We start from the raw sequence: 14,894 nt of genomic DNA, 5'->3' as shown, positions 1-14,894 counted from the left end.
GACTCTTATTCGTTTGTGCAAAGACAATCGTTTAACTAGCGCATTTCAGCACGTTTGGCTTTTTCTACAACTCGGGGCGGCATTTTTTTTGCCATTTCTTGCAACGCAAATTGCGCGCGTTTGTGTAACTTTTTATCTGCGATTACCGTATTGTGTAGCCAGTGATAAGCATCTGCAAAGTCTAATGGACTACCGAGCCCCTGATTTAAACTTTCAGCAAATTCTATACGCGCTTTTACATGGCCCATTGCAGCAGCTTCACGTAAATAATTAATTGCCCGTTTATTATCTTGTTGAACCAAAATTCCTTTCGCGTAATAACGACCTAATTGTTCTAGGCCTGCCGGTAACCCCTGATGCGCGGATTGTTCAATGTAGTACAAGCCAAGTTCTGCGTCTTTTTCGACGCAAACCCCCCAAGCCAACATATCGCCCCATAAAAACTGATATGCCGGAATTTTGACGATTTCGGCGCGTGCTTCTATGTCCTGCACTAGCTGGCACCTGTCTTCGACCACTCTATTTAAGTGCGTGTTTTGGTTGATCCAGCTGATTAATTCTTCTTGAGAATAGAGTTGCACAACTTTTAACTCTTGTGCATGTGCCACCATTATCAGCGGTGCAAACGCACAGGCTATTAGGCTAAACAAATGGTTCATTTTCTTTTTCATAGTTGATTCTGTAGCTTCTTTTTGACTTAACGTTCAGCTTGAATGTTTATCATTCGTTGTATTAAAGAATGAAACATGCAAACTCACTTTTCTCGTGGTAGTCAGGGTTAATGATCAATCATCAGTTATTAATCTTCAATGATAAAGTACTAAGCAATTATAATGCCTATTTAAAGCTCAGTTGATTTTTTACCTTGATTGAATCATTGCAAGCGGGGAAAGCAAAGGTGAGGGAGTGTCATCCATGACTGCGTCTATACTCCTGTTTGCGTTAGTTAAATGGATAAGCTAACTGCAAATACGTTTAAAGTGCCGCTTTTGGGCAAGACAAAGCCGCAGCGCTAATCTAGAATTACAAACTAACGCTTAGACTTTATGCTCTAAATAATAAGTTTAAGTGGCAGGGCTTAAATAGATTGTGCCATTGTCGAGGGTTTGTGCTTCAATGTCGAAGTTATGTTTAAGCGCGCTTAATAAACCATTCACGTCGCCCGTTTTAAACACACCGGCAACTTTGACTTTGCGCAATGCTTGCGAGTCAGACAATTTGAATTTAGTTTGCGTATAGCGAGCAATTTCAGCCATGGCTTGCTCCAGTGATTCGCCTCTAAAGATTAAATTACCAGTGCGCCACGATAAATTAATCGCGATATCAGCGGCATCAAGTTTGATCACTTTTTCGGTTTTTTGTCCAGTTAAATCCAAGTCGACTTTTTCGCCGCGCTGCACTGCCAGTGCTTGGTTATTTAATTTTTGCGGTTCAGCTTTTGCTTTTTTATGCTGGCTGGCAACAAGTACTTTGCCATCGGTTACAATCAACTCAACTAGTTCTTGATCCATTTGCACACTAAACGCTGTGCCAACCGCCTGTATCACTTTACCCGCTACTAAAACACTGAGTGGTCGACTGTTTTCATGTGCCACTTCAATGTGTATTTCACCGCGTTGTAAATCAATAACACGTGCATTAGGTGTAAAGCGAATCTGCACAAAAGTATTGGTATTGAGCGTGATTTCACTACCATCGGGCAATACAAACGTATTGTTTTCGCCAACCGACGTTTGATAACTGTGCTGAACGGCAAGCAAATTATCTTGTTGTTGATTAAATTGAGGTACTAACAACAACCAACCGAGCAATAGGGTAAAACATACTGACGCTGCAATTGTCCATAGCTTATTGTGATTACTTCTATATTGGGGCTGTTGTGGCCGTGGAAATAAATCAGATAAACGTTGAACATCATCCATTTTGTCCCAAAGTTCGGCAACTTCGAGAAATGCATGAACATTGACAGTTTCTTCTGCTAACCAGTTTTCTAACTCGCGTTTTTCATGTGGCTGTAACTCTCTGTCAATTCGGGCCACCCACAAACTTGCTTGCTCAATTGCGCGTTCATCGGCCACTTGTTCAGATTGTTTAGGGAAGGGGTATACGTTACTCATAACCACCTCCACGCTGGGTTACTGGTTGACGATTCTCAGCTGGAATATGCTGTCTTTGCCGCATAAATAAAGTGCAACGTTTCATGCCAGTCGCAATGTGTTTTTCCACTGTACTTTCACTCAAATTAACTTGTTCAGCGATTTCTCGCTGAGAATAACCATATACTTTTTTCAAAATAAAAATTTTACGGCACTGCAAAGGCAACTGACGAATCGCTTCACAAAAGTCGGCAAACGCTTCGTTAGAAGCGGCCGCTCGGTACATCTCGTCATCATGATTTGAAGATAACAACTGTTCGAGCATTGCATCATCGTTCGTGTCATCCAACCACTTTACCCCGGCACTTTTTATATGATCGTACGCTAGGTTTTTGGCGGTTTTGAACATAAAAGATCGAGGCGACTTTATCTCTTCCTTATTGTCTATCTGACAAATCCTAACATAAGTTTCCTGAACGATGTCTTCAATTTCACGTGGTGGCACTATTTTAGAAACCATTTTGGCAATGATCTCCCGTGATGTTATGAATACATCGTGAAATTTTGAGTCCTGTGACATAAACCTAGCCTGGTTGCTTTAATTTTATTGCCTTTCTAACAGATAGACGATTGAGAGATAAAAATCCGCTATCAGAGTGAATTAAATTTTCTTTTTTTATATAAAACTTGTAACTATTGGTTTACCTTATAACAAGTTTATTCAACTTTTTATTGCGCTGGCACAAGTTCCAGTAAACTCATTCATTACTGAGGTCTACCGTATATTTTCAATAGCTTGTGCTGTGATTATCAATTACATCAGAGTATGCCGAATTTAAAAGTGTTAAAAAAATATTTAAAAAATGTATGGCGGATTTATCCGGGTTATTCGTCTACTCTCTATGTGTGGCTACAGAAGCCATTACATGCGGGAGGCGATAAGTATTGGTTAACGACTGTAAGTCTGGTTGCTGCTGCAGGTTTGGCAAATCCAGTATGTGCAGAGCAGAAAATTAGCCAGCTACTTTTTGAGATCCCGCGGCAGCGAGCTGATTTATCTTTAATTCAATTTGCCGAGCAAGCGAATATCACTTTGTTGTTTCCGGTGGAGCAGATAGACGACAAGCAGGCAAACCCTTTGTTGGGACGTTATTCAGCAGATCAGGCAATTAAACTATTATTGCAAGGTACTGGATTAAAAGGGCAATTTGATAAACATGGTCAGCTCGTTATTTCATTACACTCAAGTTCGGAGCAAGATAACGAAATGGCAATTTATAATAAAAACAAAGTAGCTGGAGCGGTCGCCGCGGTTCTAGGTACTATGATGACACCACAGGTTACAGCAGAAGAAGCAAACTCAGCACAAGAGCAACAAATAGATGAAACGATACAGGTACGCGGTATTCGCGGGTCTTTATCACGTGCGGTCGCAACTAAACGTATATCAGGCGGCGTAGTCGATGCAATTTCAGCCGAAGATATGGGTAAATTCCCAGATACTAATTTGGCTGAATCGCTACAACGGATTACCGGTGTTTCTATTGACCGTTCGGGTGGTGAAGGCCAATTGATTACCGTGCGTGGTTTTGGTCCGCAGTTTAATACTGTACTGGTGAATGGTCGCCAAATGGCTTCCGAAAACCGAACGCGTGCTTTTAGTTTTGATACCTTGGCGTCTGAATTAGTCAGTGGTATTGAAGTCTACAAAACCTCGCAAGCGACATTACAGTCTGGTGGGGTGGGCGCTACGGTTAATGTCACCACAGCCAGACCTTTTGACAATCCCGGCTTTAAAGCGGTTGCATCGGTCAAAGGTGTGTACGATGACAATAGTGAAGAAACCTCTCCGTCGGTATCAGGTTTAGTCAGTACCACATTTAATGACGATACCATGGGGATTATGGTTGCGGTTTCGCATCAACAGCGCGATACCCGATTACAACGCGCCCGTACTGATGGTTGGCTTGAAAACGCCGGTATCCCGCAAGATCAAATCAATGGTGGAGCTGGTTTTGAGGGCAATATTTTTTCACCACGAAATTATGATCACCAAGTGGTTTTTGAAGAAAGAACGCGAACGGGTGGTAACTTAGTATTTCAATACGCACCGTCTGATAATTTAGAAATTACCGCTGATTATTTATATTCAGACTTTGATGTTAAAACAGACTCAACTTCATATGGGCACTGGTTTACCGCTTCAAACTTAGAAGATGTGCAAATTGACTCGAATGGCACTGTCACTGATTTGTATCAGGAAACCGGTTTGGCGACTGATATGCACTCTAAGAAGTTTGACCGTTTAACCAGTACCTCGGCATTTGGTTTAAATGCAGAGTGGTTGGTATCTGACTCTTTAATTATGAAGTTTGATTACAGCCACTCAGAATCAGAACGAGCGGCAAATAATGGCGGTGAAGATCAGCTATCGCTTATTGGTTATGCTAACCGCGTGCGTTTTCAGTTAACAGAATTTGATCTACCATACGCCAGTAATTTCCAGTCAGCGAATCCGAATATTTATAGTAACCCTGAAGAGGGACGTTTGGCCGATGGTGACCCAACTAATGATCCAGTCGCGCCATCCGGTGTTTCCAATTTCGAAGACGTTGCCAATAGCCGAGCACACGTTATGTTACGTCGTGGTTGGGAAGTCGAAGATGTAGTCGATCAGTTCCGTATCGACGGTGTATGGGACGAAGGTGTAGATGGTTTACGCAAATTGAAGTTTGGTGTGCAGTATTCGACAGAAGAAAAAACGCAAAACCGTTGGGATAATGATACAGGCGTACACTGTGTCTTTTGTGGTTATCCTGATGAGCCACAAGAACAAGCGCCGCAATGGTTGTTTGACGCAGGTGATGATTTCTTAGGTGAATTTAGTGGTATGCAGGATATGCCAACTAAATGGTTGCGCCACAATGGTGAAGAACAATTTGCTTATTTAGAAGCGTATGCGGCTTCGCAAGGTAATCCGATTAGTTTTGATGCGGTTAAACGGGGTAATAGTTTTGTTGTGCAAGAAGATACTTTATCTGGCTATGTTGAGTTAGATTTTGAAACAACAATTGCCGGTATGGAGTTTGCTGCAACCACAGGTGTGCGTTTAGAAGCGACCGATGTCACGGTGACAGGTACCACTGAACCGTTAGAAAGTCTGACGATACTTGACCAAACTGAGTTTAACAAAAACTTTGGGCAAGCCACCGGTGTAACCAAAGAAACTGATTATTTGGCACTACTACCAAATCTCAGTATGCGCTTAAATATTACCGATGATTTGGTTGCCCGTTTTGCCACCTCACAAACGATGACGCGTCCAACGTTAACCGATATGGCACCGGTCACTGTGATTGGGACAACACGCCCAGGTGGTGACTTAACAGCAAGCAGTGGTAACCCTGAGTTAGTTCCTTTTAAATCAAACAATATCGATTTATCGTTAGAGTACTATTATGATTCGGCCAGTTACGTATCCGCCGGCTTTTTCTTAAAAGATGTATCTAACTTTATTGTGACGCAACAACGCGATCAGGTGTTCACTAATTCAGCAGGTGATGAGATTACCGACCCGGTTACCGGTGAAGCGGCTAAGTTCTCAGTCACCTTCCCTAATAACGGCGAAACTGCGCAAGTTACTGGTTGGGAATTTGCTGCCCAGCACACCTTTGGTGAAACGGGTTTTGGTGTCATGTTTAACGCAACCATTGCAGACAGTGATGCAGAGCTAGATCCTAAACTGGTTGGTGAAGTATTTGCACTGCCGGGTTTAAGTGACTCTATGAACTTCGTCGGCTTCTATGAAAAAGGCCCTGTTGAATTAAGATTTGCCTACAATCAGCGGGGTGAGTTTTTACAAAGCCTGACACAGTTAAATGGTGACGGGGTTGTCTTTGTTGATGATTACGCTCAGTGGGATGCCAGTGGTAGTTTAGAGCTAACAGAAAACTTCTCTGTTTTCTTTGAAGCACTTAACTTAACGGGTGAAACAACTTCTAAGCATGGTCAGTATGCTAATCAATTCTTAGAAGCAGAAGACAGTGGAACTCGATACGCTGTGGGTGTTCGAGCCAGCTTTTAATTAAGCAATTTCATTAGCAGGCACCTAATGAATGAAGTGGGCTATTCAATAGCCCACTTATTTAATTGTCGACGGATACGAGAACTTTCATATTGAGCGAGTTATGAACCGTAAAAATAAAGTGGTGGTATTAGGCGGAGGCACAGCCGGTTGGTTAACAGCAGCCCGAATTGCCGCGCAGCATAAATGTCAATTAGAAACTTCAAAGGTTGAAGTGTGTTTAATTGAATCGAGTGACGTACCGCCCGTTGGGGTGGGCGAAGGGACTTGGCCAACGATGCGCAATACTTTAAAAGCGATTGGCATTAGTGAAACTGAGTTTCTGCGCGAATGTGATGCCTCTTTTAAACAGGGCGCAAAATTTGCCAAATGGCGAACGGGGGCAGAAGATGACTTTTACTATCATCCTTTGATGTTACCACAGGGTTTTACCCAGTTTGATCTGACGCCGTATTGGCAGATGCAATATCAAGATAAAATTTCATACTCTAATGCAGTGTGTTTTCAAGAAGCCCTGTGTGAACAAGGCCGAGCACCTAAAAATGTTACCACAGCCGAATTCGCCAGTATTGCCAACTACGCTTACCATTTGGATGCGGGTAAATTCGCCAGCTTATTGAAAAAACATTGTGTCGAAAAACTAAAGGTACGGCACATAGTGGACCATGTTGTGCAGGTTAACAACACCATTGATGGCAATATCGCCAGTTTAAGCAGCCAAAATCATGGTGAAATTAGCGGTGATTTGTTTGTTGATTGTAGTGGTTTCGCCTCATTGTTATTAGGGCAGCATTATCAAGTTCCTTTTGTTGATAAGCGTGATGTTTTATTTATCGATAAAGCCTTAGCCTTACATGTGCCTTACGCATCAGAGCAGGAAGATATCAGCTCGCATACTATATCGACAGCACAAAAAAATGGCTGGATATGGGATATAGGTTTAACCAGTCGTCGTGGTGTTGGACATGTTTATTCAAGTAAGCATACGTCAGAACAAAGCGCGGCAGATGAATTATACGCTTATGTAAAACAGCTTAATCCAGCAATAGCACAAAATTTTGATTATCGAAAAATTGATATCCGCAGTGGACATAGAAGCCATTTTTGGCATAAAAACTGTGTTGCGGTGGGATTATCCGCAGGCTTTTTAGAGCCTTTAGAGGCCTCTGCTTTGGTTTTGGTTGAGCTTTCAGCCAATATGATTGCACAGCAGTTACCGTTTTCAGGACGGGAGATGGAAATTGTTGCAAAGCGTTTTAATGAAACATTTTTATACCGCTGGGCACGTATCATCGATTTTCTGAAGTTACATTATATGCTGACGCAGCGCACCGACAGTGCATTTTGGCGCGATAACTGTGACCAAACCAGCATCCCGGATAGCTTGTTGGAGCTATTACAGCTTTGGCAAAAACGACCACCCGCTGATTTTGACTTTAGCAGCAACAATGAAGTCTTTCCTGCAGCCAGCTATTTATATGTTTTATATGGAATGGGCTTTAAAACAGACTTTGCACAACAGTCATATCTGTATCAAGATGAAAAGCAAGCACAGCAGTGGTTTGCACGCAATCAACAGATGAGTCATCAACTGGTTAAAAGTCTGCCTACTAATAGAGAATTATTAAATAAAATCCGCGAATTTGGATTGAGTAAAGTTTAACAGCACACAGAAGGTCATTATGAGCAGCACAAACAACAATATTGTCGCATTAAATCCAGAACATCATCGCGATATCCGAATAAAATCAGAGTTAATTGAGCAGCACGGCAGTCAGTTGCATTTAGTACCCGCTGTCTTATCTGAGTTTATCAAACTGGCAGTGCACTACCCCATTGTGATCACAAAAAATAGTCAAACGGGACAGTTTATGTGTAGTGCAATGTTAGGTCTGTCACAAGGAGAGAACTTGTTTTGGCAAGCGGATAAATGGAATGCCGTGTATGTACCCTTGCAAGTTAGGCGACAACCCTTTTTTGTTGGACAAGAGAAAGAGGAAGGAGCAGATAAAGCCAGATTTGTATTGTGCATTGATGAAAACAGTCCTGCAATTAGCCAAACAGAAGGTCAGGCTTTGTTCGATGATGCAGGTGAAGAAACAGAATTTTTTAAAAATAGCCGCAGCATTATCAGCGAAATATTGCAAGGTGAACCACTCACTCGAGATTTTTTAACCCATTTAGAGCGCTTAGATTTGATTGAAGCCATCAGTTTGGATATTACGCTGGCAAACCAGCAACAAATGAAAATTAATGGTCTTTATACAATATCGCAAGATAAACTCGCTGACTTAGATGCAGAGCAACTTAAACAATTGCAAACTAAAGGATACTTAGGGCCAGCCTATTGTTTAGCACATTCTGTGGCGCAAATTTACGCGTTAATCGATCGCAAAAATCAGCAGCTTACGTAACTTGAAATTGTGATGAGTGAATTAGACTCTCAATACCTAAATACACAAGCAAAAAGTGAAATTGTGTATTTAGGTGAGCATAAAACCCCAGTCTTAGTGATTGATAACTTTTCCCGTTGCGCACTTAAGTTAAAACAAGATGTGATAGCACACAATCAGTTTAAACAAACCCCCAGCGATTATTATCCGGGCCTTAGAATGCCCGGACCAAAACAATATGCAGAAGAAATTTGCAGTTTATATGCACAGCAATTAAATCAAGTATTTACGATGCATACGGGCTTATGGCAAAGTAATTTATGCGCCTATTCGTTAACAACTACCCAACCCGAAAAACTAAAACCGATTCAAATGTTGCCACATTTTGATACAGCCAACGACAATCAATTGGCCGTTGTCCACTATTTATGTGATGAAACATTTGGTGGTACTGCATTTTTTCGTCATAACAGTACAGGTTACGAGCGTATTAACAAAGCACAGTTGAACAACTATGCGACACAACTTAAACAGCAGGCAATGGCTGCAAGGTTACATGAAAAGCCAGGGTATTTAGCCGAGCAAAACAGTTTGTATCAAAAAATTGGCCAAGTAGATGTGGTGTTTAACCGAGCGGTTGTTTATCCGGGGAATCTTTTACATTCGGGGCTGATAAAGCCGGCATTATTGTCTGACGATCCGACAACCGGACGCTTAACGCTCAATACCTTTATTGTTAATACGCCCTAAAATAGCGTTAAACTTAGACGTGAAAATTACCATATATTAAGAAATACTACATTTAACATTTAACATTTAACATTTAACATTTAATATTTAACTTTAAATTAACGATTTTTCTCAATAGAATGGCTGCGCTAAATAGATGTGTTAGATCATTTTGTACGGTAAAAGTTTACCTCTGGCAAATCAGAAATACCGATACAAACAATTAATACACCTAAGGAATTAGTGAATCAACTCAATTAGAAATGGAATCAAACTATATGAAAACACTCACGTTAAAATCTGCTTTTTTACTACTAACTGCATTTTGTTGTTCGGCAATCGCACAACCTAGTGACGAAGCAATTGAAAAACTATTAGATGCATCCGGTATCTCAAAACAAGCAGCACAATACCCGCAAGCCGTGCAAGCTGGTTTTATGCAAGGTGTGCAGCAAGGTGCACCTATACCTAAAAAAACCGTTGATTTAATCTTAGGCAGCGCACAGCAAAAAATTTCACCTGAAGTTGTACTGGGCAAGGTTAAAGAGCGTATTAAATCTTCTTTAACACAGGCTGAAATAAATCAATTAATGGATTGGTATCAATCTGACACGGGCCGAAAAATAGCGCAAGCCGAAGAAAAAGCATCGACTATGCAAGGGTATCAAGAAATGATGTCACAAGCGCAAACTTTGCTCGGCCATACTAAACGCGTTGAGACTGCTAAACGAATTGATGACTTGGTTGGTGCAACTCAATTTACCATGGCCGTTCAAGAGCAATCGGGTGTTGCTGTATATAGTGCAATTATGTTTGTAGTCGCGCCTAATCAACCGTTAGATCTAGCACCGTATGAAGCACAAATGCAAGCGATGGCGCCGCAGATGAAACAAAGTATAGAGCAAATGGTGACAGTTTCTTTTGTTTATTCGTATCAGGATATTGCAGATAGTGAACTGGCTTCTTATGAAAAATTCTTAGCCAAACCTGTAACCGCTAAATTTAATAAATTAGCTATGCAAGGTGTTAATCAAGGCTTTCAAATTGTATTGGCAGATTGGGCGGCCGATATAGGTAAAATTATTGTAGAAGAACAAGCCGCGACAGCAGGCTAAATTCTTACGGGCGAAACCCGACTGTGGTTTCGTCTATTTAACCGAGCTTTATTTCCTTTTCCTCTTTCTTCTTTGTTTTTCTTCTTGTACTTCTTCTTTCCTTGCCTTCGCTATTTTGCTCTTTCTTTGTTTTCATTTTAAATTTTTCTTTGCCACTGGTTTGTATTCGGCCTACATGTTAATTAAAAGTAATATTTAATTTTTATAATGCTTTATTTTTGTTGGTTTAACTGTAAGACTTTAAGTTTAATTTATATTTATATTTTTCATATGGTTAGGTTTAATAATCGCTAGGAATGAAATAATTGTTCACTTCAACTTATTTAAAATTCATATTTACCTCGTTGACATATCATTCATTAGTATTACTATATAGTGGTAGTATTTAATTGGTGGGGATTAACGAAAACCAATTAAGCCAACTTATTTAGTGATAAAGGTTACGGTGAAATTATGACGTCTTATGCATTAGGCTTGGACTATGGTTCAGACTCAGTCCGGGCATTGCTGGTGGATACCCAAAGCGGCAAGGAAGTAGCAACCAATGTGGTGTATTACCCCAGATGGAAACAAGGTTTGTATTGTCAACCGGCAAACGATCAGTTCCGTCAACATCCATTAGACTATATCGAAAGTTTGCAAGCAGTTGTGCAAGGCTTGTGGCAAGTCGCCCCAGTCGGCGCTGCAGAGCAAGTGGTTGGCATTAGTTTTGATACCACAGGCTCTACACCGGTAGCAGTCGATGAAAATGGTTTAGCCTTAGCGTTAAAAGCAGAATTTGCTGAAAACCCAAATGCAATGTTTGTATTGTGGAAAGATCACACAGCAATAAAAGAAGCGCAAGAGTTTACAGCAGCCGCTGAAAAAGCGGATGAAAATTACCTTAAATACGAAGGTGGTATTTATTCATCAGAGTGGTTTTGGGCGAAAGCATTACATGTTTTACGTCAAGATGAGGCTGTTCGCGCTGCGGCATATACTTGGGTAGAACATTGTGACTGGATGTCAGCACTGATTACAGGTACGACTCATCCTAAAGATTTCAGAGCCAGTCGCTGCGCAGCAGGGCATAAACAAATGTGGCATGAAAGCTGGGGGGGATATCCGCCAAACACATTCTTCACGTCAGTCGATCTGGTATTAGATGGCATTCGCGATAGATTACCGGCACAAACCTACACAGCCGATCAAGTCTGCGGAAAACTGACCGCAGAATGGGCCGAAAAACTGGCTTTGCCAGCAGGTACGGTTGTCACTTTTAGTGCATTCGATTGTCACATGGGGGCTGTCGGTGCGAATGTTAAACCAGGTGTACTGACAAAAGTGATGGGGACATCAACCTGCGATATCGCAATCGCCAGTGCGCAGGACATTGGCGACAAATGCATTAAAGGGATTTGTGGGCAAGTTGATGGGTCTGTTATGCCGGGCATGATAGGGCTGGAAGCCGGACAATCTGCATTTGGTGATTTGTATGCATGGTTTAGAAACCTGATTAACTGGCCGCTTAAAAATATCGAAACCTCAGATGTACTGACCGCCGAACAAAAAACGCAATTGGCACAAGAATTAGAAGATAAAACCCTGTTTAAACTAGGTGAAGAAGCCGCAAAACTGCCCATTGGCTCTACTGGCATTACCGCTTTAGATTGGGTTAACGGACGCCGTACACCTGATGCAGATCAAACAGTCGCAATGGCCATTACCGGTTTGAAAATGGGCAGCCAAGCACCGCAAATTTATCGTTCATTGGTTGAAGCAACCGCATTTGGGGCACGTGCCATTATCGAAAGATTCAAAGCAGAAGGTGTTGATATCAGCTCTGTTGTGACGATAGGTGGGATTTCGAAGAAGTCTGATTTTGTGATGCAAACCTGTGCAGACGTTTGGAACTGCCCAATCGACGTATTAGAAAGTGAACAAAGCTGCGCATTAGGTGCGGCGATATTTGCCTCGGTTGCTGCCGGTGTTTATCCCAGTGTTTCAGCCGCGCAGGAAGTCATGGCATCACCAGTTTGTAAAACCTATCAGCCGAATGCCGAAAATGCTGCGCTATACGAAAACTTGTACAAACAATATCAGGCGTTAGCTGCCTACGTAGATGGAGGTCAAGCATGAGCCAATATTTAGAGCTTAAACGTGAAGTATATGAGGCCAATATGGAGCTGGATAAGCGTAAATTGGTGACTTACACCTTTGGCAACGTTTCTCAAATTGACCGAAAAGCAGGGGTTGTTGCGATAAAACCCAGTGGTGTCGCGTATGAGGTATTAAAGCCAGAAGATATTGTGATAGTTGATTTAGAAAACCAGCGTGTTGAAGGCAAACTGAATCCATCTTCAGACACTAAAACCCATACTTATTTGTACCGTACTTGGTCAGAAATTGGCGGGGTCACACACACACACTCTACCTATGCAACTGCATGGGCGCAGGCACAAATTGCCATCCCATGTTACGGCACAACGCAGGCAGATTATGTTTATGGTGAAATTCCGTGTGCGGCCGTGATGAGTGATGAACGTATCAATGGTGATTATGAAGAAGAAACCGGCGCGCAAATTGTTGAGTGTTTTGCAGATCGCTCACCACTTGAATCGCCAATGGTTATTGTCGCCGGACACGCGCCCTTTACCTGGGGTAAAGATGCCGCTAAATCTGTCTATCACGCAGTATTACTAGAAGAAATCGCCAAAATGGCTTACCTCACCAAAACTTTAACGCCTTCAATTAGGGATTTAAAACAAGGTTTGGTCGACAAGCATTATTTACGTAAAAACGGCAAAGATGCGTACTACGGACAAGGTAAATAGCGGACAAGGCAAGTCACGGACAAGGCAAGTCGCGGTCAAGGTAAAACAGGCTGGGCAAATAAAAACCAGCATTCAATCTGATAAATACAGATTAAAGCATTAATTAAAGGTGAAAACTCATGAGCGTATTCGGTCAAAAAGAAGTGTGGTTTGTGACAGGCTCACAACACTTATATGGTCCAAAAGTATTAGAACAAGTCGCTAAAGACAGCGATCAAATCTCAGCTGGCTTTAATCAATCTGATAAGGTTTGTGTCAATATCGTCAACAAACCCACGGTGAAATCACCAGAAGAAATTCACGCAGTATGTCAGGCTGCCAATGCGGACAAAAACTGTGTTGGTTTAATTTTGTGGATGCATACCTTCTCACCTGCAAAAATGTGGATACAAGGTTTAAACGAACTACAAAAGCCGTTTATGCACTTGCACACCCAGTTTAATGCGGCTTTGCCTTGGGGTGAGATTGACATGAACTATATGAATACGCACCAAAGTGCGCACGGATGTCGTGAATTTGGCTATATCGGCACACGAATGCGTAAAGAGCGCAAAGTGGTTGTTGGCTATTGGCAAAATGCGGATGTACAACAACAAATAGATGATTGGTGCCGAGCGGCGATTGGCTGGAATGAAAGCCAAAATTTAAAAATTGCGCGTTTTGGTGACAATATGCGTCAGGTTGCCGTGACTGAAGGGGATAAAGTTGCTGCGCAAATTCAATTTGGTTATCAGGTACATGCATACGGATTGGGTGATTTAAGTGCTGTTGTGAATGAGGTATCAGAGGCCGATGTCGCGGCACAAATTGACCTCTACGCGCATGACTACGAGATAGCTGAAAGCTTATTTAAAGATGAATATCAATTAAATATGCTGAAAAATGAAGCCAAACTAGAACTGGGTATGGCTAAGTTTTTACGAGATGGCGGATTTGGTGGTTTTACCAACTGTTTTGAAAACTTAACGGGTTTAACCGGATTACCGGGGTTAGCAACACAAAGATTAATGTCTCAGGGTTATGGTTACGGCGGCGAAGGTGACTGGAAAACGTCTGCCATGGTGCGCATTATGAAAGTCATGTCACAAGGCATAAGTGGCGGCACATCATTTATGGAAGACTACACCTATAACTTTGGCACAAAAGATCAAGTTTTAGGCGCACATATGTTAGAGGTGTGTCCATCGATAGCAAACGCTAAACCTAAACTCGAAGTGCATCGCCATACCATTGGCATGAAATGTGACGTAGCAAGATTATTATTTGCCGGTAAAGCCGGCCCTGCAATCAATGTCTCACCCATAGATATGGGTAATCGATTCCGCATTATTGTCAATGAAGTGAACGCGGTTGATCTACCAGAAAATACACCGTATTTACCAGTTGCATCTGCGCTTTGGGAGCCAAAGCCGAATCTGTCCGTTGCCGCTGCGGCGTGGATCCATGCGGGTGGTGCGCACCACACGGCGTATAGTCAGGCGATTACCACGGATAACATTGCGGATTATGCAGAAATGGCAGGTGTAGAGCTTGTGGTAATTGATGACAGTACAAATATCCGTCAGTTCAAAAATGAATTGCGCCAAAACGCAGCATATTATGCATTATCACAAGGTTTATAAGTTGTTTATGTAAGTCTTAAATCACATTCCCATGTGTATTTT

Annotated in this window: 11 protein-coding genes; 8 read left to right on the top strand and 3 right to left on the bottom strand. The window is 41.9% G+C overall.

Going from position 1 to position 14,894, the window contains the following annotated elements:
* Positions 1-35: 35 nt before the first annotated feature.
* From FNT16_RS03830 to FNT16_RS03820, 3 genes are all read right to left on the bottom strand, one after another.
* The gene (locus FNT16_RS03830) at positions 36-611 is read right to left on the bottom strand and encodes a tetratricopeptide repeat protein (RefSeq protein ID WP_246072460.1); all 576 of its coding nucleotides are present in this window, start codon (positions 609-611) and stop codon (positions 36-38) included.
* 453 nt (positions 612-1,064) lie between these two features.
* Positions 1,065-2,117: a FecR family protein gene (locus FNT16_RS03825; RefSeq protein ID WP_143870302.1), complete on the bottom strand. Its 1,053-nt coding sequence runs from the start codon at positions 2,115-2,117 to the stop codon at positions 1,065-1,067.
* A complete protein-coding gene (locus tag FNT16_RS03820; RefSeq protein WP_246072345.1) occupies positions 2,110-2,616 on the bottom strand; it encodes an RNA polymerase sigma factor in 507 nt (168 codons plus the stop codon). The genes FNT16_RS03825 and FNT16_RS03820 overlap by 8 nt, the downstream gene beginning before the upstream one ends.
* Before the next feature lie 306 nt (positions 2,617-2,922).
* Between FNT16_RS03820 and FNT16_RS03815 the strand changes: the two genes are divergently transcribed.
* The 8 genes from FNT16_RS03815 (at position 2,923) to araA (ending at position 14,852) form a co-directional block, all read left to right on the top strand.
* Positions 2,923-6,180: a TonB-dependent receptor gene (locus tag FNT16_RS03815; RefSeq protein WP_185976677.1), complete on the top strand. Its 3,258-nt coding sequence runs from the start codon at positions 2,923-2,925 to the stop codon at positions 6,178-6,180.
* Between the two features lie 103 nt (positions 6,181-6,283).
* Complete coding sequence (locus FNT16_RS03810; protein WP_143870300.1) at positions 6,284-7,843, top strand: tryptophan halogenase family protein; 1,560 nt, start codon at positions 6,284-6,286, stop codon at positions 7,841-7,843.
* Positions 7,844-7,862: 19 nt separating this feature from the next.
* Positions 7,863-8,594 (top strand): SapC family protein, encoded by a 732-nt coding sequence (locus FNT16_RS03805; protein ID WP_143870299.1) that lies wholly within the window; start codon positions 7,863-7,865, stop codon positions 8,592-8,594.
* 12 nt (positions 8,595-8,606) lie between these two features.
* Positions 8,607-9,323, top strand: coding sequence for a DUF6445 family protein (locus FNT16_RS03800; protein ID WP_143870298.1), 717 nt, complete (start codon positions 8,607-8,609; stop codon positions 9,321-9,323).
* Positions 9,324-9,580: 257 nt separating this feature from the next.
* A complete protein-coding gene (locus tag FNT16_RS03795; RefSeq protein ID WP_185976676.1) occupies positions 9,581-10,417 on the top strand; it encodes a DUF2059 domain-containing protein in 837 nt (278 codons plus the stop codon).
* A gap of 453 nt (positions 10,418-10,870) precedes the next feature.
* On the top strand, positions 10,871-12,535 hold the full coding sequence (locus FNT16_RS03790; RefSeq protein ID WP_143870296.1) for a ribulokinase: 1,665 nt from the start codon (positions 10,871-10,873) through the stop codon (positions 12,533-12,535).
* Positions 12,532-13,230 (top strand): L-ribulose-5-phosphate 4-epimerase, encoded by a 699-nt coding sequence (locus FNT16_RS03785; RefSeq protein ID WP_143870295.1) that lies wholly within the window; start codon positions 12,532-12,534, stop codon positions 13,228-13,230. The genes FNT16_RS03790 and FNT16_RS03785 overlap by 4 nt, the downstream gene beginning before the upstream one ends.
* A 119-nt stretch (positions 13,231-13,349) precedes the next feature.
* Positions 13,350-14,852, top strand: coding sequence for an L-arabinose isomerase (araA, locus tag FNT16_RS03780; RefSeq protein ID WP_143870294.1), 1,503 nt, complete (start codon positions 13,350-13,352; stop codon positions 14,850-14,852).
* Positions 14,853-14,894 lie beyond the last annotated feature (42 nt).

The organism is Catenovulum sediminis, from assembly GCF_007289895.1.
In the GTDB taxonomy this organism is placed as follows: domain Bacteria; phylum Pseudomonadota; class Gammaproteobacteria; order Enterobacterales; family Alteromonadaceae; genus Catenovulum; species Catenovulum sediminis.
Note: the sequence above shows the minus strand (reverse complement) of the source record. Positions and strands in the feature narration are given on the sequence as shown.

Bases quoted from the DNA above. Each gene is read 5' to 3' on its own strand.
- FNT16_RS03800 (WP_143870298.1), top strand. From the start codon at position 8,607: ATGAGTGAATTAGACTCTCAATACCTAAATACACAAGCAAAAAGTGAA.
- FNT16_RS03795 (WP_185976676.1), top strand. From the start codon at position 9,581: ATGAAAACACTCACGTTAAAATCTGCTTTTTTACTACTAACTGCATTT.
- FNT16_RS03810 (WP_143870300.1), top strand. From the start codon at position 6,284: ATGAACCGTAAAAATAAAGTGGTGGTATTAGGCGGAGGCACAGCCGGT.
- FNT16_RS03815 (WP_185976677.1), top strand. From the start codon at position 2,923: ATGCCGAATTTAAAAGTGTTAAAAAAATATTTAAAAAATGTATGGCGG.
- FNT16_RS03830 (WP_246072460.1), bottom strand. From the start codon at position 611: ATGGTGGCACATGCACAAGAGTTAAAAGTTGTGCAACTCTATTCTCAA.
- FNT16_RS03805 (WP_143870299.1), top strand. From the start codon at position 7,863: ATGAGCAGCACAAACAACAATATTGTCGCATTAAATCCAGAACATCAT.
- FNT16_RS03785 (WP_143870295.1), top strand. From the start codon at position 12,532: ATGAGCCAATATTTAGAGCTTAAACGTGAAGTATATGAGGCCAATATG.
- FNT16_RS03820 (WP_246072345.1), bottom strand. From the start codon at position 2,616: ATGGTTTCTAAAATAGTGCCACCACGTGAAATTGAAGACATCGTTCAG.
- FNT16_RS03790 (WP_143870296.1), top strand. From the start codon at position 10,871: ATGACGTCTTATGCATTAGGCTTGGACTATGGTTCAGACTCAGTCCGG.
- FNT16_RS03825 (WP_143870302.1), bottom strand. From the start codon at position 2,117: ATGAGTAACGTATACCCCTTCCCTAAACAATCTGAACAAGTGGCCGAT.
- araA (WP_143870294.1), top strand. From the start codon at position 13,350: ATGAGCGTATTCGGTCAAAAAGAAGTGTGGTTTGTGACAGGCTCACAA.